Here is a 19,442-nt window from a genome sequence, read left to right on the forward strand (position 1 = left end):
AACGTCCTCTTAGCGACTCATCAAGACATCAACGATGTGCAGAACTTTTACCGGACGACCTTCACGGCTCATACGGCCACCGATGTTCATCAGGCAGCTGATATCAGCACCGATTAGGTAATCAGGTTCAACATCCATGATGTGGTGGACTTTTTCTTTCACCATTTCGCCTGAGATTTCAGACATCTTGACAGAGAAAGTACCACCGAAACCGCAGCAGGTTTCCTGGTTCTTGATAGGCAGCATTTCCAGACCTTCAACATTCGCCAGCAGACGAAGAGGTTCTTCACGTACACCCAGCTTGCGGATCAGGCTGCAAGAAGGGTGGTAAACTGCACGGCCTTCCAAGCGGGCACCGACGTTTTCTACACCCAGCTCGTTAACGATGAACTGAGTCAGTTCGAACAGGCGGTCAGCAACTTTCTGTGCTCGTTCTGCCCACTCCGGCTCATCAGCCAGGTATTCCGGGTAGCGCTTGATAGAGGCGGCACAAGAGCCGGCTGGAGAGACGATCGGGTGATCATTTTCTTCGAAAGCAGTGATCAGCTGTTTCATTGCTGGCTTGCTGCTTTCAATATAGCCGCTGTTCAATGAAGGCTGGCCACAACATCCTTGTTTATCAGGGAAGATGATTTCGCAGCCAAGCTGCTCCAGTAGCTCGACAGTCTTTTTGGCAACCTCGGCCTTGACTGTGTCGCACAGACAGGTGGCAAAAAAGTTTACCTTCATGATATTGCTCCAGTGACGGTTAAACCGTTGCTTATAATTTTCTACGGAGTACAGCGTGAAGTGATCACGCTGTACCAGGGTTACAGAAGTAAGTTTTGTTTATTTTTAGATAAAGGCACTAGCCAGACCGACAATCACACCGTACAGCACCATAGGAACAACGGTACGCTTGATGATGAAGCCTTCTTTGTTGGCAATGCCTAGAATTGTCGAAACGGCAATGATGTTGTTGATACAAACCATGTTACCCATTGAAGCGCCAACAGATTGCAGGGCAAGAATGGTGGTTTCAGGCAGTGCAACTGTCTGAGCGATGGTTTGCTGGATGCCACCGAAAGTCAGGTTCGATACAGTTGCTGAACCTGAGAAGAATGCACCCAGTGCACCAAGGTAGGAAGCAACCCACTGCCAGTTTGTACCCATCAGGTCAGAGAATGCCTGGCCTGTGGTCATGATTGGTGAGTTATCGCCGCCCATCATCATGAACTTAACCATGATTAGTGCACCAACAAGTGCGATGAATGGCATCTTGATGCGGCTTGCCGTTTCAGTAAATGCTTGCTTGGCTGTTTCGCCTTTCATACCCAGTACAGGGATAGAGATCAGAGCAACCAGCAGGAACGGGATAAGTGCCGGTACATACAGTGTCTTGTATGCCCATGCTGTATCTGTGCCCAGAATGTGGCTCAGTTTAATGATCAGGGCTTGGCTGACACTCAGGTCGGCAAAGCCAAGGTTCAGGTTGAACAGCGGCGTTGCGTCGTTCAGCATGCCTTTGATACCCAGTTGCTGGATACGGGTGACAATCAGGATAAGAATCAGTAGCAGAGTTGGGCTCATTGCTTTAAGCAGCGTACCAAACGGAATCGCTTCTACTTTATCTTTGATTGATGTTTCACGTGTTTCCAGGCCAACGTTGAAGCGTGCCAGCATGATTGAAATTGTCAGACCGATAGCGCCGCCGATCAGTGACGGGAACTCGTAGTTCCACTGGGCAAACAGCAGGTAAGGTACGGTACAAGACAGGCTGCTCAGTTGGATGAACAGAATGTTACGGCGGATGTCCTGCCAGTTCACCACAAACTTCAGTGCGATTACCGGAATGATGAACGCAGCAATAGAGTGCAGCAGCGCTGACTGGCGGCCAGTTTCAAGTACGGTATTCTCATCCAGTCCCAGGCTGGCAAAACCGAACCAGGTTGGTGTACCTACTGCACCGAAAGAGACTGGTACAGAGTTCATTACTAGAGCCAGCATGGCAACTTTCAGTGGGTTAAAGCCAAGGCCGACCAGAATAGGTGCGGCAATAGCAGCCGGAGTACCGAAGCCAGATGCACCTTCGATCATAAAGGCAAACGCCCAGCCGATGATCATCAACTGTGCTACCTGGTTGCGGCTGATACCTTCCAGCCACTGGCGGATTACGTTTTCTGCACCAGAAAGTGCGATAACACGGTTAAGCAGGATTGCACCGGCAATAATAGAAATTGGGGTGATAGCAGACAGGGCGCCGGCGATGATATTGGCAGAGATCAGGGTCAGATCTGAGCCGAAGTAAAAGAGTTGAAGTAAGCCAATGATTAACGCGGTAACGGGTAGCGCGATGTGTGATGGTAGGGCATCTTTTTTGGTCATCATCCAGATGAGCAGCAAAATCGGCACTACAGATATTGCAAGGTTCAGCATTGTTTATCCCACTTTATTGGTAGATGTTCGGAACGTCTAATTTTTGGTGTTATTTTTTTATTTTTATGTGTCGGTCTTGTTAAGTAATTCCTGCCGACGTTGTGGGGGGAGTATTCTAGGGGGGAAAAAAAATCTGGCTATCTGTTTTTTCCTCACACTTAGTGTGACAAATGAATTGTTTGTGACAGGTATTTAAATGTTAAAATTGAATTCTTGACCAATTTTAATAAAATCAGTTGCTTATCTTTGTTTGCAAACGAGATTTCTTTTCATTGGTTCAGTATTGGAAACAATCATTTCCCGATAATTCATCAATTCAATTGATGAGAAAATAGCTAATTTTCCAGCTGTTTTTTGTAAATAAAAATGGTTATCAATTGTGTTTGTGCAAAATGTCGTAAGTTAACAACAAAAGTCACGGTTTACGTCCTGTTATGTACTTCTTTTTCTAAAATTAAGTGAAGAGCAGACAATCTGGAAACTCGTGGTATAAGCTGATGAATAAACATTGTGTAACAGTTTTTTATGATGGTTCATGTGAAAGCTGTGTCAGGGACAGATTTAGGTTTGAACAATGGCTGGGAAAACGAAGCGGTCAAATTGAATGGTTTGACATAACTGATAAGGATGACGAGCTGCGGGGTATAGATATTGATCCTGCACTGGCATTACGTGAGTTGCATGTCCGGGACTGTAACGGTGTTGTCTATCGTGAACTTGACGCCTACATAATTTTGCTCAGGTTAGTGTGGTGGCTTAAGCCTGTGACATGGTTTTTGCAGTTTCCGCCGTTAAAGCGTTGGGTATCTCAGTGGTATCGGCAACATATAGATCAGCGACTGGCTCGTGAAGGGCGAGGGTGATATTGAGGTTTATTGGATTTTACCTGCGCTCAATTATGTCATTGTGAAACAGCACATCCTCGACATAAATTGAGTTGACTGGATGTTACGGTTATTACTGTGCTTTTAAACTGCACATTAGTAGGTGTTACTCAGCTTCTTGTTTGTATTGCTCGTCGATAATATTGTGCAGAAAAGACAGCGCAGCTCTGTGATCACTTCGGCTCATGAACCATTGTTTTTGGTTGGTTTCTAAAGGAAGTAATTCAAGCCAGCGCTGGCAGACCCAAGTCATATCGTCAAAGTCGGGGAGCGGGTAGTTGTCTGAATGCTCAGGAAACTCTTCAAAAAGGGCTTTGAGACTGTTTGATATCCCTCTGTCTGCAAACCGGGTTTTGGTTGGTGTCCAGTTTTTCATTAAGGTTATTTCTCCGAACCTTAAGCCATCATCTTCTTGCCAATGGTCGTTGATAACGAATTTTTCAACGCCTTTGACTGTGATGCCAAGCAGGCCGTCGGACAGGCGTTCAAAGTCTGTAATGATGGCGCGAGTTCCGAAATGGCAAAGGGAGTCTTCATCTTTCATGCAAAGACCAAAACCATCACCGGACGCCATTGCTAATTTGACCAGGCGAGTATACCGAGGTTCAAAGATCCTCAGCTTACTGATACCGCCCGGCAACAAATATAGCTGTAACGGAAAAAGGGGTAACTGCATAGTTCATAGCCTTATTTACGTTATGTCGCTGTTGCGGAACCATGCTGAGGACTCATCACTTACAAAAGCCTTATAATCAGCATGGCGTTATATACCCAAGTGGCCTCAAGATGCATTTTCAGCGAGAATTTATTGGTTCTTAGACAAGGCGGTGATTCGAAAACATAGTTTCTCTACGTTGAAAATCACCAACACAGTATAAGAACCAATAAAGCTCGCCCTATGGGAGTGAGCCAGCATGCCCACTTCTATGTCAAATGAGTTTGAAAGGACTCGTCATTCCTACACTCATTTTCCTTGAATTGAACATGCTGGACTCACTCTGAATCATGCATGTTGAGGTTACTTGGGTATATTAGTGATTATTATAAGCAGACAATTTTTGGAAACTGTCTGCATTTCGATACTACTGAAGAGTTCTCAATATTGCAGATGTCAGTTTGCTAAGTTCTTGTGGCTTAATGATAAATGGAGGCATTATGTAGACAAGTGTGCCAAATGGGCGAATCCAGACACCACTGTCTACAAAAGCTTTCTGTATCTCTGCCATGTTCACTGGTTCAAAAAGTTCAACCACGCCGATAGCGCCTAACCAGCGGACATCTTTCACTTTTTCCAGCTTACCGATTTCTGGCAGTGTCTCTGCCAGTTGCGCTTCAATGTTACTTACCTGCTGCTGCCAGTCTCCTTGTTGAAGCACAGTCAGGCTGGCATTGGCGACAGCACAGGCTAACGGGTTACCCATAAAAGTTGGCCCGTGCATGAAACATCCGGCTTCTCCGCCGCATACGGTGTCAGCAACATGCTTGGTGGTCAGTGTAGCTGAAAGCGTCATATAGCCGCCGGTCAGTGCTTTCCCGACACACATTATATCCGGGCTGACTCCGGCATGTTCACACGCAAACAGCTTGCCGGTACGGCCAAAACCTGTCGCGATTTCATCTGCTATCAGCAGGATGCCGTATTCATTGCAAAGCTCCCTGACGCGTTTCAGGAAGGTCGGGTGGTAGATCCGCATGCCGCCCGCACCCTGTACAATCGGCTCTATGATTACAGCGGCGACTTCGCTTTGGTGCTCGGCCAGTTTATCTTTGAAATCCTCAATGTCTTCTTCCTGCCATTCATCATAAAAACCGCATTCAGGAGATTGGGCAAAAATGTGTTCAGGTAAAAATCCTTTATATAGACTGTGCATGGAATTTTCCGGATCTGTCACCGACATTGCCGCGAAAGTATCGCCGTGATAGCCGTGTTTGACGGTAAGGAATTTCGGCCTTCTTTCGCCTCTTGCATGCCAGTATTGCAGGGCCATCTTAAGCGAGACTTCAACTGCAACCGATCCTGAATCAGCCAGAAATACATGCTGTAGCGGCTCCGGTGTCATATCGACCAGCTTCCGGCACAATTCAACCGCTGGCTGGTGGGTGATCCCGCCAAACATTACGTGAGACATTTTTTCGAGCTGTTTGGTTGCAGCTTCGTTCAGTGCCGGGTGGTTGTAGCCATGAATCGTTGACCACCAGGATGACATACCGTCGATCAGTTCACGTCCGTCTTCAAGTTTGAGGTAAACCCCCTGAGCACTTTCTACCGGGTAACAAGGCAGGGGATTGAGGGTCGATGTGTAAGGATGCCAGACGTGCTGTTGGTCAAATTCCAGATCGATTTTATTGTGTAAATCTTGCACAGTTGTAAACCTTGCTTATTGTTGATAGTTGACAGTCTACTAACTGGAAGTAGACTAGCCAAGTATTGATACCCATTTGAATTGAGTTTTAATTCACTGATTCGAATGAAAACAAGCCAGAAATAGCCACTGTTAATGCCATGGTCCCTACTACAAAACCAATGGCCAGGCTGTTACAGACAAGAAGAGGTTACGCACGTGGAAGTACGTCACGACTGGACAGTCGCGGAAGTTCAAGCCTTATTTGATAAGCCGTTTATGGACCTGTTGTTTGAAGCACAACAGGTACACCGTCAGCATCATGAGGCGAATAAAGTTCAGGTCAGCACACTACTCTCAATTAAAACCGGTGCTTGCCCGGAAGACTGTAAATATTGCCCGCAAAGTGCTCATTACCGTACTGATGTGGAGCGTGAGCGCTTGATGGAAGTTGAACAGGTACTGGATGCGGCAACGAAAGCAAAAGCCTCTGGGGCGACCCGTTTCTGTATGGGAGCGGCATGGAAGAATCCGAAAGAGCGCGATATGCCATATCTGTTGGATATGGTACGTGGCGTAAAATCAATGGGACTCGAAACCTGTATGACGCTGGGAATGATCACCAGTGATCAGGCCACTGAGCTGGCTGATGCCGGTCTTGATTATTACAACCATAATCTGGATACCTCGCCGGAGTATTACGGCAGCATCATTACAACCCGCACTTATCAGGATCGCCTCGATACCCTGGCTCATGTTCGTGAGGCCGGTATGAAGATTTGTTCGGGCGGTATTATTGGTATGGGCGAAACTTCCCGTGACCGTGCTGCTCTGTTGGTTGAACTGGCGAATCTGCCGACTCACCCTGAAAGTGTGCCAATTAATATGCTGGTTAAAGTTAAAGGCACGCCGTTGGAAACTGCAGAGGATGTCGACCCGTTTGACTTCATCCGTATTATTGCCGTTGCCCGAATCATTATGCCGAAATCGGCTGTTCGTCTGTCTGCCGGTCGTGAAGACATGAATGATCAGATGCAGACGCTTTGCTTTATGGCGGGCGCGAATTCTATTTTCTACGGCTGTAAATTGCTGACTACACCGAATCCGGGTGAAGACAAAGATATGCAGCTTTTTGCCAAGCTGGGTATTAACAGCCAGCAGCAGTCTTCCAAGCCTGATCAGATTCAGGAGCAGGAATTGTTGGAGCAGGTCGCAGAACGCGTTGCTGCACGTCCGGGTGAAGATGACCTGTTCTACGATGCCTCACTTTAAGCAACGTATAGAAAAGTCCCTGAGTGAGCGTAAGGCTCAGGGACTGTATCGCCGTCGAGCTTGTCTGAGCCGTCAGCAACAACGTGTCGAGCACCATGGTGATGCGTTTATTAATTTCTCCAGTAATGACTACCTTGGTCTGGCGCAGGAGCCTGAATTGGTCAAAGCCTGGCAGGAAGGTCTGGCATTATTCGGAACTGGAAGTGGAGCGTCACCTTTGGTGACAGGTTTTCATACCGCGCACCATCAGTTGGAAGCACAACTGTCAGACTGGCTCGGTTATGAACGAGCTTTGCTGTTCAACAGTGGGTTCAGTGCTAATCAGGCTTTGCTGTTCACCTTGCTTGAGAAAGACGATGTACTGATCCAGGACAAACTGAATCATGCCTCATTGATGGAAGCCGGTATGCTTTCCCCGGCAACCATGCGTCGTTTTGCTCACAACGATCTGGCAGCTTTGCAGCGAACGTTATCCCGATATAGCGATCAGCCGAATACCGTCGTTCGACCGGACTCCGCCACTATGGTGGTCACAGAAGGTGTGTTCAGCATGGACGGTGATCTGTCACCGCTTGCAGAAATGAAGCTGCTTTGTGAACAGCACAACAGTTGGCTGGTGGTGGATGATGCTCACGGTTGCGGGGTTCTGGGGGAGCAGGGGCGCGGTAGTTGTGACAACGCAGGTATCAAGCCTGATGTCTTGGTGGTGACTTTCGGTAAAGCCTTCGGTCTTCAGGGCTCAGCGATTCTGTGTGATGACGATACTGCGGAATACCTGATTCAGTTTGCCCGTCATTTTATTTATTCGACCGCAATGCCGCCGGCGCAAGCCCATGCCCTGAGTAAAGCCTGTCAGCTGATCCGTGAAGATCAGTGGCGACGGGACAAGCTTCTTGAACTGAGCATGTTGCTGAGTGAACAAGTGAATGACGATATTGAACTGATTAAGACGCCGACGCCAATTAAGCCTTTGCTTATCGGCAGCAGCGAAAAAGCACTGGCGGTTTCAGAACAATTGAAGCAACGCGGGATTTGGGTCAGCGCCATTCGGCCGCCAACAGTGCCGGTAAATACTGCCCGTCTGCGTATTACCCTTACTGCTGCTCATACCCGGGCAGATATCGACAAGCTGGTAACAGCGATTAATGAGGTGATTCATGACTAACGGAATGAATGCAGTCACTCATGGTCAGCAAGAGACAGAGCTAACTGACAAAAAAGCGATTGCCGCCGCTTTTGGCCGAGCGGCAAAGCACTATGATAAAGCCGCCGCATTCCAGCGTCGTGTTGGGCATCGGTTGTTGGATAAATTGCCTGCCGTGACCCCGATGGGTAGTCGGGCGCTGGATTTAGGGTGCGGAACCGGCTATTTCACCGAGGCGCTTATTGCGCGTGGCTATCAGGTTTGTGCTGCCGATTTGTCAGTAGAAATGCTGGCTCAGGCCGAGTTACGCTGTGGCAGCGCAGCGACATATCTTGAAGCAGACGCAGAAGCACTGCCAATCGACGATAACCAGTTTGACATTGCTTTCACCAGCCTGGCTCTGCAGTGGTGTGGTGATTTATCGTTGCCGCTTAAAGAGCTGCGCCGGGTGGTAAAACCGGGTGGGCTAATTATGTTTACCACCCTTTCTGACGGCTCATTACATGAGCTTTCACAAGCATGGCGTGAGGTTGATCAATATCAACATGTGAACGAGTTTCTTTCGCCAAAGGCCATAAAACTTGCGCTGGCGCAAGCGGGGTGCCCGAATCATGCCCTAGAATTTACGCCCGTTATTATGCAATACAATACGGCAGTTGAACTCATGAAAGACCTTAAAGGGATAGGGGCGACACATCTGCAGCAAGAGCGCAAAGCAGGCTTGGCCGGTCGTAAAACGATTCAGGCATTAGAACGCGCTTATGATGAGTTTCGAGATGAGAACGGTCAACTGCCGGCAACATATCAAGTCTGTTTCGGAGTAATTATTAATGACTAACGCTTTCTTTATAGCAGGTACAGATACCGAAGTTGGTAAAACTGTAGCCTCTCGCGCAATCCTACACGCTGCTGGCAGCGCGAATATTAAGATGGCGGGTTATAAGCCAGTTGCGTCAGGCAGTGCGCCGACGCCTGAGGGGATGCGTAATTCAGACGCACTATATATTCAGGACGCTTCCGTTGTGGAACTGAACTATAACGAAGTTAACCCGTATGCGTTTGAAGCAGCGGTGTCTCCACACCTTGCTGCTGAGCAAGAGAATCGGGTTATCGATTTTAATGTACTGACAGAAGGCCTTGAGCATCTGAAAGCCAAATCAGATGTTGTTCTGGTGGAAGGCGCAGGCGGCTGGCGTGTACCGGTTTCTCGCAACGATTTTCTGTCCAGCTGGGTGAAGCAGGAAAAATTGCCTGTGGTTCTGGTTGTTGGCGTGAAACTGGGCTGTTTGAGCCATGCAATTCTGACCGCTGAAGCAATCAAAAATGATGGGCTTGAGATGGTTGGCTGGGTAGCGAACCGCATTAATCCTGGATTGGAAAACTACGCGGAAATTATCCGTATGTTGGAAGAAAACCTGCCAGGTAAAAAATTGGGTGAAATCCCATATATGCCGGGTATTAAAAAACGCGACCTGTCTAAATACATTGATCTGTCGCCACTGGGCCTTTAATTCTTAACAGACCCAACTTAAATAATCCCAAAGAACCCTGCAGAGATGCAGGGTTTTTTTATGTCTTGTTATTGCTTGTTATGTCGCATTTGTGTTCGTTTGTTTCAATGTGTGAAATAAATGCTTTAAAACGATGTTTTTTATAATTATACTTCTCGCAAATGAATAGTGTTCATAATTTGCGTTCATTTATTCTAAAGTGGCATTTAATAAAAATAACAGTGTACGGTTAATTCAAAATGAATAAGTTGAATTGGTCATTTCTTTTGCTTTTTGCTGGTTCTGCACATGCAGCGTTATTGCAAGAATCAGAAGCAATGGCATTCCCAAATGATTTAAATTGCGTTGTCGTTGGTGAGGTTGACGAAGACGAAGGGCGGGCACTATTGCCTGATGTATTGGAACGCGTCGGTAGCCGCTGGAAATCTGATGACTTTGCTTATATCAGTAAGATCGATGGAGTAGGAAGCCATCACTTACTTTTTAATCTTCTTCATGAGAATGTTCCGGTAGACAAACAGGAGTTGATTCTTTCTGTTGATGATAAGTGTCAGCTATTCCGTTATCAGTATCGAGTTGTTGATGCTGAATTAACTGCACGTGATTACAGTGTCAGCAAAATTAAGACGAAAGATGATGCTGTCAATGCAGTGAAAGCCTTGCTGTCGCAGGATGATAATACTTTGATTACCGCTCTGAAGATTCAGGCCAGTAGGTTAAAACTAATCAATAAAGTAGATCATTCTCTGCTTGAACCGAGCTTTATTGCTGATGAGGTTACTTCAAAACCATTATATCGTTTGATGCCTGATAACAGCCTTGAACTTGGTTTTCAGTTGAACCTGCCATCTCGTAACCCTGATGGGGCTTTAGAATTATGGTGGGGAACACTTCATGCGGGACCGGGGGGTTCACAGCGTTTTCCTTATGCAAAGCGAACAGATAAAGATGCTGTTCCTGCCATGTCTTCATGGAACTGGCGAAGCTATGGCCAGCATCCGAAAAGAACGTTGAGTGCTGATTATAAACAGAATTTCTGGGAAATTTTACCGCCTCGTTTGCAAAGTATAGTAATCAATAGTGATGGTAATCTCCGGACCAAAAATGTTGTGTATCTGGATAGTGAAGCTTTCCCATGGAGCTATGAATCTGCTTCGTTTCAGGAACAATGGGATAAGGCTGATGTAGATGAAAAGTATACATTATCGACTATTCTCACCAACCTCGATTATGCCGATAAAGGCGTAAACCACGCCTCCAATGTTTTGGGGTATTCGAACTTGTTTCCGGCTAAACCCGGGCTTGTTTTATCAAAACTTGGTTCAGGATGGAGCAGTGTCTATAAGCCGGGTTTTGATATTATCCAAATTAACAATAATGGTTGTCCTGCGTCGATGTACGATGCAGGAGCTGTTCTTCATGAACAGGGACATTCTGTTTTTGTCCGATTGCAGGCTCTGGGGCGTAGTTCTTCGGTGAATACAGCAATGAACGAAGGTTTTGCAGATTACTGGGCTGGTGGATTTTTGCGTCAGGATCAGAACTGGAACGGTGTTCTTGCTGAATTTCGCAATGATGTTTGTACCAGCAAAGGTGCAGACAGGCAGATTCTTGAGCCGTTATATGACTATTTTGATGGGTTGGAATTGCAGATTAATGGTTCACACGGTGGCGTGAATGGTCCGGAAGGAAAGGTCTTTTTTGAACCCATGCTGGCTCAACCTCTGCTGGCATCAATGGAAGAGTTAATTAAACTTCATGGCCAGGATGATGGTCGCAAACTTGCCGATCACATTGTGCTGGAAACTTTTGCTGGATTATCAGTGGATGCTCATTACCGAGAGTTAGCTCAGGCTATTGTGGTCTCCGCTCGTCGCCTTGATGCGGCTGGTAAAGCTGAGGATATCTACCGCCGTAATTTAACCAACTCGAACTTATTGCCTCGTCAGGTTGAACCAGAATCACGTGTTGCTCTGGTTCCTGTTATGTCATCAGAGGCTAAAGTGACTTTGGTGAACCACAGTACAGCAGATAAAGCAGATAGTGTAACTGTTGGATTTCCGGGACAGATGACGAAGAATATTGAGGTGGCAGCTAATGGACAGCGAGCCATTACTTTGCCAACACCACAGATGACATGTGGGGTTGCAAGTTCACAGCCACTAACCTTGGAACATACACAAGACGGCCAGTTGCTACAACATAAAGCTTATCCGTTCACTCTTATTGGCGGTTTGCAATCTAACTCTCAAGCGTTTGAGAAAGAAGGTAACAAGTGGTTCCTGAATATCGCTGATACGTTAGCATGGAGCGGTAACAATACTCATCATGTCTTTCTATTAAAGAGTGATAACGTAATCACTTCTGCTCCTAAACTTAATCTGGGGGCTGAAACGTTCACTCTTAATCAGTTAGCGCTCACGGGAAATACTCAGTGGTTAACCCTTACTCACAACTCTGAACTAACTGTAGGTAAGTGGCAGTTAATGACTTCACATGACTATAAGAGTGCTGAGTTACTGACTCTTGATTGTGTACCTGCATTTACTATTGATGGTCCGTTGAATGTGACAGAAAACTCAAGTGTTACTCTGCAAGCTATGATGAACGGCAACCCGATTGCGGTGAAATGGAAGCTCGCTGGCGGTACTCAGCAATCAAGCGGTGAGTCATTTATTCTTGATATCCCTAACCTTGCGGAACCCATACGCTATGACGTTGAAGCATCATTTACATTTGACGGTAATACCCGAACTGTACGCCATCAGTTGGTAGTGGATGCTGTTAATCAGCCTGCTACTTTTGAACTGAAAACGCCGACCGAAGTTAATGAAGGCGAGACTGCAACTTTTTCCATTGAGCAATTGATTGATCCCGACAGTGAAGGCTATTTGAGTGTTGAGTGGTATGTTGATAATCAGAAAGTTGGTCAGGGGAATTCTATTCAATGGCATGCTCCTGCAACGGATACTGATAAAACGGTAACGGTGTCGGTTCATGTTCGGGACAATCGAGAACTTGCGCAACAAGCCGTGATTAAAACAGCTCAAGTGAGTTTGAAGCATATCAATGCTGCACCAACTATCAGCTTAAATGCACCTGCTGAAGTACAAGCCGGTAAGTTGCTGAGTGTTACTGCGATGGTGAATGATAAGGAAACGGCGACTGATAAGTTATCTGTACGTTGGACGATATCAGGTGTTGATGCGCCTGTTTTACCTCAAGGTAAAACCTTGTCCTGGACGATTCCATCAACTGTGCCTGCATCATCAATTACATTGACCGCTGAAGTCAGTGATGGTGAGGCAACTAAAACTTCAAGTCGAGTTATCCGAATTAAGCCTGCGAATAAAGCTCCGGTTGTAACTCTTTCCGGGGGAGATAATGTTCAGTCTGGACAAAGTGTTGAGATTCTGGCAAATCTTCAGGATGAAACTCCTGAACAAGTAACACTGAACTGGCAAGTGACGGGTTCTGTGAATGGTAAAGCACTGACTTTTGAAAAACTAAGCAAAGAGAAAATTCGGATTTCACTGCCTAGAACAGCAGTGGCAGGTTCCGCTCAGATTAATGTTACTGCCAATGACGGTGAGGCAAGTTCAGTTGCAACCCGAACTTTAACGTGGCGTGCTTATACAAACTCATCGCCAACGGTGTCAATTAACGGCCCGCTTATGGTTAATGTTGGTGAACAGGTTACCTTGATTGGAAATGTAACAGATACTGATAACTGGCCTTCCGCATTGACTCATAGCTGGAGACAGGTATCAGGGCCAAAAGTTGTGTTGAAGCATACTGGAACTAAGTTGACATTTATGGTCCCGGAGACTGCATCGGATAGCAAACTGGTTTTTGAGCTTGATGCCTTCGATGGTGTTGCTCACAGTAAAAAACAGTGGCAGGTGCAGGTAACTAAATTTGTGATTCCATCTCCGGTTATTAAGTTTAAGAATTCGGTTCCGGCTGAAATGAATGAACTTAGTCAGCTTGTTATCGATGCCTCAAATTCAACTGGTACAGGCCGTGCGCCATTGAATTATAGCTGGAGACAGCTTAGTGGCCCTGCTTTATCTGGTTTGCCATATAAAGGTGTTAAATTAAGTACAAACCTGCCAGAGGTAGATGCCCCAGTCGATGTCGAGCTTGAACTGACTGTGACAGAACAAGACAGAGAAAACCGTAAAGTGATCCGAGTGAGAGTGGCTGATCTCGGGCCTGCTCCAATGCCAGTAAAACCGCAACAGAAGACTGCGGGAGCACGCTTCTCGCTGGCTGCAGATGAGATTGCATCCTTAAAAGCTGGTGTTGATTATCAGTTTAATTGGGAGCAGGTAAAAGGTCCTGAAGTGACAATTACTGCGCCTCATGCAAGAACATTGAATGTGGATTTGCCTGCATGGACGAAAGATGAAGAGTTGGGATTTGATCTTACGGTTGCAACCCATGGAAATGAATATAAGTATCCGGTGATACTTAAAGTTGCGGCTGCACCTAAAGTAGCGACACCGGTTAAACCTCAGGGAACGTCTGGTTCAGATGGTGGAGGTAGCGGTGGTTCAGTGAACTTGTTTGGTTTGCTGGCTTTGTTTGCCGGAATGATGCTCAGAAGCCGCAAGCGGTCAGGACTCTAAGTTAATACGGCAGTCGGTATAACCCGAGTGTCATTTCCGTTCTAAATATAAAAAACGGCGCAGGATTCAACCTGCGCCGTTTTTTGTTCTGTTCCGTAACAAATCTTTGCTGTTTGCGTTGCTATTGTTTCTTCTTAACCAGCTCCGGCAGGCAGTACCATGCGGCAGCGAAAAGCACCAAGCTATATGCCAAAAGCTCAACACCTTCTTCAGCCAGGTTTTTTACCGGGCGAATGTAGTCATCCTGCATGATCGACTGCCAAAGATCACCCATTCCGTAGATTCGGGCAAAGACCAGAAGGGTTGCCATTCCCGCTAGCATCATGCCAAAGCTTCGGTGTTTCGTGTAGTTGATCAGAGGTTTGAAGGTTGTTTCTTTGTGTGAAAGGGCATAGATAATTGCCACTGTCGCGATTAACCAAGCTGGATACTTCCACAAGCCATGGCTGATTTGGTCGAAAACTGAATCGAGTTCACGGATAAACACAATGGAGAAGAAAGCGCTGATCAGAACGGTGAACCCTCGCTGATAACGCTGCTTCAATCCGACCCCGGCGAACAAGACAGCAACGATAAACATATAAGTTTCTTGCAGGTGCTCGACTAATGAATTTTCACCGATACCGCTCTGGTTATAGATGACATCCATTCGGATAACAAAGGCAGAAGCAGCAAGTAACAGGGCCAGTCCCAAAAATGTCAGGGCTGATTTAAAAAGGGGGTGTAATGGTTGTGCCTCATCAGAGGTTCTTTCATGCGAAGTTAAACTAGGTTGCATAATAAATTGTCAGTATTTTTGTTGTCCCTGATATTTTTGATGTCTAGCTCTTGCTTGAAGCCAGCGGGGACTTACTTGTTAATGATTTTAGGTACGACAATTATGTGCTTGTGATACTGAATGCAGGCTGTATTTAGTGATGAAAATCACATTATCCTGTTTGGTATCATTATGTATGTTTGAAATGAAAAAACCTCCTCATAGTGAGGAGGTTTTCAGAATTAGTTTTAACCAGTCCTTGTCTTGCGGGATTAGCTGTCGCGGGTTAGTCCGATAAGGGCTTCTTTTGCATCTGACAACTTTTTCTTTTTACTGACTGCATCAAGCCCCAACTCTTTTTGGGCCTCATCCAGAGACATACCAAGATGACAGCGAAGAATGTCAATTGCTACCTGGTAGTTTTCGTGATCAGCCATCATTCCTCCTTGATAAACCGAATTAAGTGAACACACTATATAACGCTTTAGACCCGACAATAGTGGAATGCATCCTCTGATGCAATAAGACCAAAGTCTAAAGACGTCAATTTTGTGTTAAATATTGGTTGTTCAGCATCGGGTCAGCAAAGATTATTCACTCTGAGAATGACATCTTTGGTAATATATGTTGCTGGTTTATTTGAGTAATAAGTCGGTGAAGAGTGAAAAGTTGGGTAGTCTTCGGTATTGATAATCATACTAACGAAACGTAACAATTTAACTCTTTCCCTTGAATTTACTTTGATCGACCATAATATAAATTGCAACCGGGCAGATAACGTGCGTAATGTGCAGCATAACTGTCTGAGTTATATAAAAATGATTTCTTGTTATTGGAGAAAAATATAAAGATGAAGCGAATTGCATTGTTCTTGGCGACTAACCTTGCCGTAATGCTTGTCTTCAGTGTCGTGCTGAACATTATTTATGCCTTTACCGGCCTGCAGCCAGGAAGCATGAATGGCTTATTGGTAATGGCTGCGCTGTTCGGTTTTGGTGGTTCTCTGATTTCACTGTTTATGTCGAAATCAATGGCACTGCGCTCTGTCGGCGGTATGGTCATTGAGCATCCTCGTAACGAAACTGAGCATTGGCTGATGGAAACTGTTTCTCGTCAGGCTCAGCAGGCAGGCATTGGTATGCCGACTGTTGCTATCTATAACTCACCAGATATCAATGCATTTGCGACCGGTGCAAAGCGTAATGATTCTCTGGTTGCGGTTTCTACCGGTTTGCTGCACAGCATGACCCGTGATGAAGCAGAAGCGGTACTGGCACACGAAGTGAGCCATATTTCCAACGGTGATATGGTAACCATGACTCTGATGCAGGGTGTGGTGAACACTTTTGTTATTTTCATCTCACGCCTGATTGCCGGTGCGGTAAGCGGAATGAATGATGAAGAAGAGGGCGGTGAAGGCGGAAGCTTCATGACTTACTTCATTGTTTCATCGATTATGGAAGTTCTGTTTGGCTTCCTGGCAAGCATCCTGACGATGTGGTTCAGCCGTCACCGTGAATTTAAAGCTGATGCTGGCTCTGCACATTTAGTGGGTAAAGAGAAAATGATCGCTGCGCTGGAACGCCTGAAGATGGGACAGGAATCTCAGCTTGAAGGCTCAATGATGGCGTTCGGTATTACCGGTAAGAAGTCGCTTTCTGAGCTGTTTATGACGCACCCGGCTCTGGATAAGCGTATTGATGCGCTTCGCCGTGGTGAGCACCTGTAACAGCGACTGACGTTAAGACGCTAAATTAAATAGAAAAGCCTGTGTATTTTTGCACAGGCTTTTTTGTTGTGTTTAGTTTGCCGCAGCAAGACGAGGCACTGGGCGATCATCAACCGGAAGGTGAATCAATGCAGCCAGGAAAGCCATTACCACAGTAGTCCACCAGATAGGCTCATAGCTTCCGTAGTAGTCGTAAATACGGCCTCCGAACCAGGCTCCGAGGAAGCTGCCAACCTGATGGGTAAAGAAGACCAGTCCGTACAGCGTTGACAGGTAGCGCGCCCCGAAAATCTGGCGAACAAGGCCAGATGTCAACGGCACGGTTCCCAGCCAGCAAAAACCGATAGCACCGCCAAAGAAGGCTGCGGTTTCAACGGTAACCGGAAAGACAACAAATGCTGCGATGACTACAGTACGGATAAGGTACAGAGATGACATTACATAACGTTTATTGAACTTATCGCCGACCAGTCCCCAGAAGTAGGTTCCGAAGATGTTGAAGATACCCACATATGCCAGTGCCATTGCTGCAGTTGAACCCGGCAGGCCTTTGTCGGCAAGGTAACTTGGCAGGTGAGTGGCAATAAACATTACGTGGAAACCACAGACAAAGAAGCCCATGTGGATCAGCCAGTAGCCTTTGTGTCTGAATGCCTCTTTCAGTGCTTCGCGCAGTGTTTGCTCCGGCTGAGCTTCAGCTGATGAAGATTCAGCGTCTTTCTTCGAGTCAGTGCACATGAAGTAGGAAAAAGCCAGCATCAGAGTACAAAGCATGGCAAAGATCTGTAGTGTTGCCTGCCAGTCAAACTGATTCAACAGCGCTTGAGCTCCAGGGATAACCGCAAACATACCGAATGATCCAGCTGCTGTCGTCAGGCCGAAAGCTTTCGCGGTGTGCTGAGGCGGAACTACACGAGCTACTGCACCAAGTACGATTACGTAGCTGGTGGAGCTGAGTCCCAGACCAACCAATGTACCTAATGTCAGGTACAGCCAGCTCGGTTCAATAGCAATAGAAGTCAGGTAGAGGCCAAGACCGTAAGCGACGGCACCTACCCATATCACTCGTCGTGCACCCCAGCGGTCTGCAGCCATACCAACGAAAGGCTGAAAGACACCAAACAGCAGGTTTTGTAGTGCAATTGCCAGACTGAAGAACTCGCGCCCGGTATCAAAATGGTGCGAAACAGGCATCATGAAGATACCGAATGATTGCCTGATCCCTAGGCTGATGATGAGTGTCCCTATTCCCATCCATACTAATAGTGGAAAACGAAAAATGCTCATGGTTAAAGATCTTAATTGTTAAGTTCAATATTGTTGTGTTGATGGCAGCCGCCATTCATGGCTTGATGAGCCAGTGAGTCCAACAATGGTTGGCAGTGATGAACACCGAAAAGGGTGATTATCAGCAAGAGGGTCATCCGAGCCAGTTGCGCAATAAGGGATTGTGAAAACATCAATGCCTCTTAGTGTGAAAAAAGAGGCGGGATGGTAGAAGAAGGCTCTCTATGATGCAAATGAATAAAAATCAGAAAAATTATGCATTCTACGCATTGTGATGCTAAATAAAGCGGTTATGGTTGAACTGGTGAAATTTGGTACAAGTTACCGTTGTCCGTAGAAAAATAGAGCAGGCCGTCCGGGCTCTGAATCAGCGCACGGACACGTTCTTCCAGTTCAGTAATTAATCGTTCTTCATTAATGATGTTTCCTGCTTCATCAAGGGAAAGGTGGTTGATGTGTTGAAGCTTTAGTGCGCCGGCAAATAAATCTCCCTGCCAATTCGGGAACGCTTCACCAGTGTAAAGCAGCAGGCTGCTTGGTGCGATGGACGGAATATAAACTTTTTTCGGCGATTCAATCCCTTCTTTTTCAGTGGCTTCCCCCACGGCTAGTGGTCCCCAGTATTCTTTGCCGTGAGACGTTATTGGCCACCCATAATTTTTCCCTTTAATGATTAGGTTGATTTCATCACCGCCCCGAGGCCCGTGTTCAATCGCCCATAAACGATTGGCTTGATAATCATAGGCAAGACCTTGTGGGTTACGGTGGCCGTAGCTCCAGATTTCAGGACGGGCTGCTGACTGGTTGGTAAACGGATTGTCGGCCGGGATAGTGCCATCAAGGTTAAGGCGAAGAATACTGCCTGCATGGTTGGTGAGATCCTGGCCATTTGGCCTGACTCCGCGATCGCCGATTGAAAAGAACAGGTGTCCTTGTTCGTCGAACGTAATTCGACTACCGAAGTGACGTGATGTCCCGCTGGCAGAGTCAGTGGCTAACAGTTCTTGCCAGTCGGTCAGGGTTTCATTGGAGAGTTTGGCACGAGCAAGAACCGTAATGTCTCCCTTGCTGGTATCTTGGCTGTAAGTGAAGTAAATCCACCCGTCCGGATACTGGTAATTTGGCTCAGTAATCACATCCATTAAGCCTCCCTGTCCACTGGCTGCAATTTTTGGCAGTCCTTTGACAGGCTTGCTGGTGTTGTTTGTTAAATCCAGCAGGAGTGCGGTTCCTTGGCGCTGGGTGATAAGCATTTGATCTGTTGTGATGAGGGTCATTCCCCATGGGATGCTTAGATTCCGGGTTATCAGTTTTACCTGGTAATTCATTCCGTCACTTATCCCTGTAATGACTGTTGAGGCATTACTGACAAGAGAGAAACTTAGCCCGAACAAAAAAAGAATAAATGAGACCAGCCAGTAATGCTTATTCTTTGTTTTCATGGGGAATACCTTTGATATTACTCTGTCG

At 46.4% G+C, this 19,442-nt stretch carries 16 protein-coding genes; 7 read left to right on the forward strand and 9 right to left on the reverse strand.

Features of this window, described 5'->3' with window-relative positions:
* Positions 1-9: 9 nt before the first annotated feature.
* Together AACQ93_RS06465 and AACQ93_RS06470 are read right to left on the reverse strand one after the other, a co-directional pair.
* Positions 10-729, reverse strand: a complete 720-nt coding sequence (locus tag AACQ93_RS06465) for a (Fe-S)-binding protein (RefSeq protein ID WP_064603004.1) — start codon at positions 727-729, stop codon at positions 10-12.
* 105 nt (positions 730-834) lie between these two features.
* Positions 835-2,415, reverse strand: a complete 1,581-nt coding sequence (locus AACQ93_RS06470) for an L-lactate permease (RefSeq protein ID WP_064603006.1) — start codon at positions 2,413-2,415, stop codon at positions 835-837.
* Between the two features lie 497 nt (positions 2,416-2,912).
* Between AACQ93_RS06470 and AACQ93_RS06475 the strand changes: the two genes are divergently transcribed.
* Positions 2,913-3,278 carry a thiol-disulfide oxidoreductase DCC family protein gene (locus AACQ93_RS06475; protein ID WP_064603008.1) on the forward strand — a complete coding sequence of 122 codons (366 nt, stop codon included), beginning with the start codon at positions 2,913-2,915 and terminating at the stop codon, positions 3,276-3,278.
* A 127-nt stretch (positions 3,279-3,405) separates the two neighbouring features.
* Here AACQ93_RS06475 and AACQ93_RS06480 read toward each other — a convergent pair whose 3' ends face one another.
* The gene (locus tag AACQ93_RS06480) at positions 3,406-3,975 is read right to left on the reverse strand and encodes an LON peptidase substrate-binding domain-containing protein (protein ID WP_007462262.1); all 570 of its coding nucleotides are present in this window, start codon (positions 3,973-3,975) and stop codon (positions 3,406-3,408) included.
* A 406-nt stretch (positions 3,976-4,381) separates the two neighbouring features.
* Positions 4,382-5,641: an adenosylmethionine--8-amino-7-oxononanoate transaminase gene (bioA, locus tag AACQ93_RS06485; protein WP_064606531.1), complete on the reverse strand. Its 1,260-nt coding sequence runs from the start codon at positions 5,639-5,641 to the stop codon at positions 4,382-4,384.
* 219 nt (positions 5,642-5,860) lie between these two features.
* On the opposite strand from bioA, the gene bioB reads away from it, so the two are divergent.
* From bioB to AACQ93_RS06510, 5 genes are all read left to right on the forward strand, one after another.
* Positions 5,861-6,913, forward strand: coding sequence for a biotin synthase BioB (bioB, locus tag AACQ93_RS06490; protein ID WP_064603011.1), 1,053 nt, complete (start codon positions 5,861-5,863; stop codon positions 6,911-6,913).
* Complete coding sequence (gene bioF, locus AACQ93_RS06495) at positions 6,900-8,078, forward strand: 8-amino-7-oxononanoate synthase (protein WP_064603013.1); 1,179 nt, start codon at positions 6,900-6,902, stop codon at positions 8,076-8,078. The genes bioB and bioF overlap by 14 nt, the downstream gene beginning before the upstream one ends.
* A complete protein-coding gene (gene bioC, locus AACQ93_RS06500) occupies positions 8,071-8,895 on the forward strand; it encodes a malonyl-ACP O-methyltransferase BioC (protein WP_064603015.1) in 825 nt (274 codons plus the stop codon). The genes bioF and bioC overlap by 8 nt, the downstream gene beginning before the upstream one ends.
* Complete coding sequence (bioD, locus tag AACQ93_RS06505) at positions 8,888-9,568, forward strand: dethiobiotin synthase (protein WP_007462272.1); 681 nt, start codon at positions 8,888-8,890, stop codon at positions 9,566-9,568. Before bioC ends, bioD begins: the two co-directional genes overlap by 8 nt.
* A 239-nt stretch (positions 9,569-9,807) precedes the next feature.
* Positions 9,808-14,199, forward strand: a complete 4,392-nt coding sequence (locus AACQ93_RS06510) for a hypothetical protein (RefSeq protein WP_064603017.1) — start codon at positions 9,808-9,810, stop codon at positions 14,197-14,199.
* A gap of 121 nt (positions 14,200-14,320) precedes the next feature.
* Here the strand turns inward: AACQ93_RS06510 and AACQ93_RS06515 are convergent, their stop codons facing one another.
* Positions 14,321-14,977 (reverse strand): hypothetical protein, encoded by a 657-nt coding sequence (locus tag AACQ93_RS06515; protein WP_084419004.1) that lies wholly within the window; start codon positions 14,975-14,977, stop codon positions 14,321-14,323.
* 251 nt (positions 14,978-15,228) lie between these two features.
* A complete protein-coding gene (locus tag AACQ93_RS06520) occupies positions 15,229-15,393 on the reverse strand; it encodes a hypothetical protein (RefSeq protein WP_198160096.1) in 165 nt (54 codons plus the stop codon).
* Positions 15,394-15,806: 413 nt separating this feature from the next.
* Between AACQ93_RS06520 and htpX the strand changes: the two genes are divergently transcribed.
* A complete protein-coding gene (gene htpX, locus AACQ93_RS06525) occupies positions 15,807-16,685 on the forward strand; it encodes a protease HtpX (RefSeq protein WP_064603019.1) in 879 nt (292 codons plus the stop codon).
* 72 nt (positions 16,686-16,757) lie between these two features.
* On the opposite strand, the gene AACQ93_RS06530 is transcribed toward htpX, so the two are convergent.
* From AACQ93_RS06530 to AACQ93_RS06540, 3 genes are all read right to left on the reverse strand, one after another.
* Positions 16,758-17,972, reverse strand: coding sequence for an MFS transporter (locus AACQ93_RS06530; protein WP_064603021.1), 1,215 nt, complete (start codon positions 17,970-17,972; stop codon positions 16,758-16,760).
* An 11-nt stretch (positions 17,973-17,983) separates the two neighbouring features.
* The gene (locus tag AACQ93_RS06535; RefSeq protein ID WP_007462284.1) at positions 17,984-18,145 is read right to left on the reverse strand and encodes a hypothetical protein; all 162 of its coding nucleotides are present in this window, start codon (positions 18,143-18,145) and stop codon (positions 17,984-17,986) included.
* Positions 18,146-18,262: 117 nt separating this feature from the next.
* Positions 18,263-19,414: a PQQ-dependent sugar dehydrogenase gene (locus AACQ93_RS06540; protein WP_064603023.1), complete on the reverse strand. Its 1,152-nt coding sequence runs from the start codon at positions 19,412-19,414 to the stop codon at positions 18,263-18,265.
* Positions 19,415-19,442 lie beyond the last annotated feature (28 nt).

It is taken from the genome of Photobacterium sp. J15 (genome assembly GCF_963870815.1).
GTDB classification, from domain to species: Bacteria; Pseudomonadota; Gammaproteobacteria; order Enterobacterales; family Vibrionaceae; genus Photobacterium; species Photobacterium marinum.

Coding starts and splice junctions, on each gene's coding strand:
- AACQ93_RS06465 (WP_064603004.1), bottom strand. CDS start 729: ATGAAGGTAAACTTTTTTGCCACCTGTCTGTGCGACACAGTCAAGGCC.
- AACQ93_RS06470 (WP_064603006.1), bottom strand. CDS start 2,415: ATGCTGAACCTTGCAATATCTGTAGTGCCGATTTTGCTGCTCATCTGG.
- AACQ93_RS06475 (WP_064603008.1), top strand. CDS start 2,913: ATGAATAAACATTGTGTAACAGTTTTTTATGATGGTTCATGTGAAAGC.
- AACQ93_RS06480 (WP_007462262.1), bottom strand. CDS start 3,975: ATGCAGTTACCCCTTTTTCCGTTACAGCTATATTTGTTGCCGGGCGGT.
- bioF (WP_064603013.1), top strand. CDS start 6,900: ATGCCTCACTTTAAGCAACGTATAGAAAAGTCCCTGAGTGAGCGTAAG.
- bioC (WP_064603015.1), top strand. CDS start 8,071: ATGACTAACGGAATGAATGCAGTCACTCATGGTCAGCAAGAGACAGAG.
- bioD (WP_007462272.1), top strand. CDS start 8,888: ATGACTAACGCTTTCTTTATAGCAGGTACAGATACCGAAGTTGGTAAA.
- AACQ93_RS06510 (WP_064603017.1), top strand. CDS start 9,808: ATGAATAAGTTGAATTGGTCATTTCTTTTGCTTTTTGCTGGTTCTGCA.
- AACQ93_RS06515 (WP_084419004.1), bottom strand. CDS start 14,977: ATGCAACCTAGTTTAACTTCGCATGAAAGAACCTCTGATGAGGCACAA.
- AACQ93_RS06520 (WP_198160096.1), bottom strand. CDS start 15,393: ATGGCTGATCACGAAAACTACCAGGTAGCAATTGACATTCTTCGCTGT.
- htpX (WP_064603019.1), top strand. CDS start 15,807: ATGAAGCGAATTGCATTGTTCTTGGCGACTAACCTTGCCGTAATGCTT.
- AACQ93_RS06530 (WP_064603021.1), bottom strand. CDS start 17,972: ATGAGCATTTTTCGTTTTCCACTATTAGTATGGATGGGAATAGGGACA.
- AACQ93_RS06535 (WP_007462284.1), bottom strand. CDS start 18,145: ATGTTTTCACAATCCCTTATTGCGCAACTGGCTCGGATGACCCTCTTG.
- AACQ93_RS06540 (WP_064603023.1), bottom strand. CDS start 19,414: ATGAAAACAAAGAATAAGCATTACTGGCTGGTCTCATTTATTCTTTTT.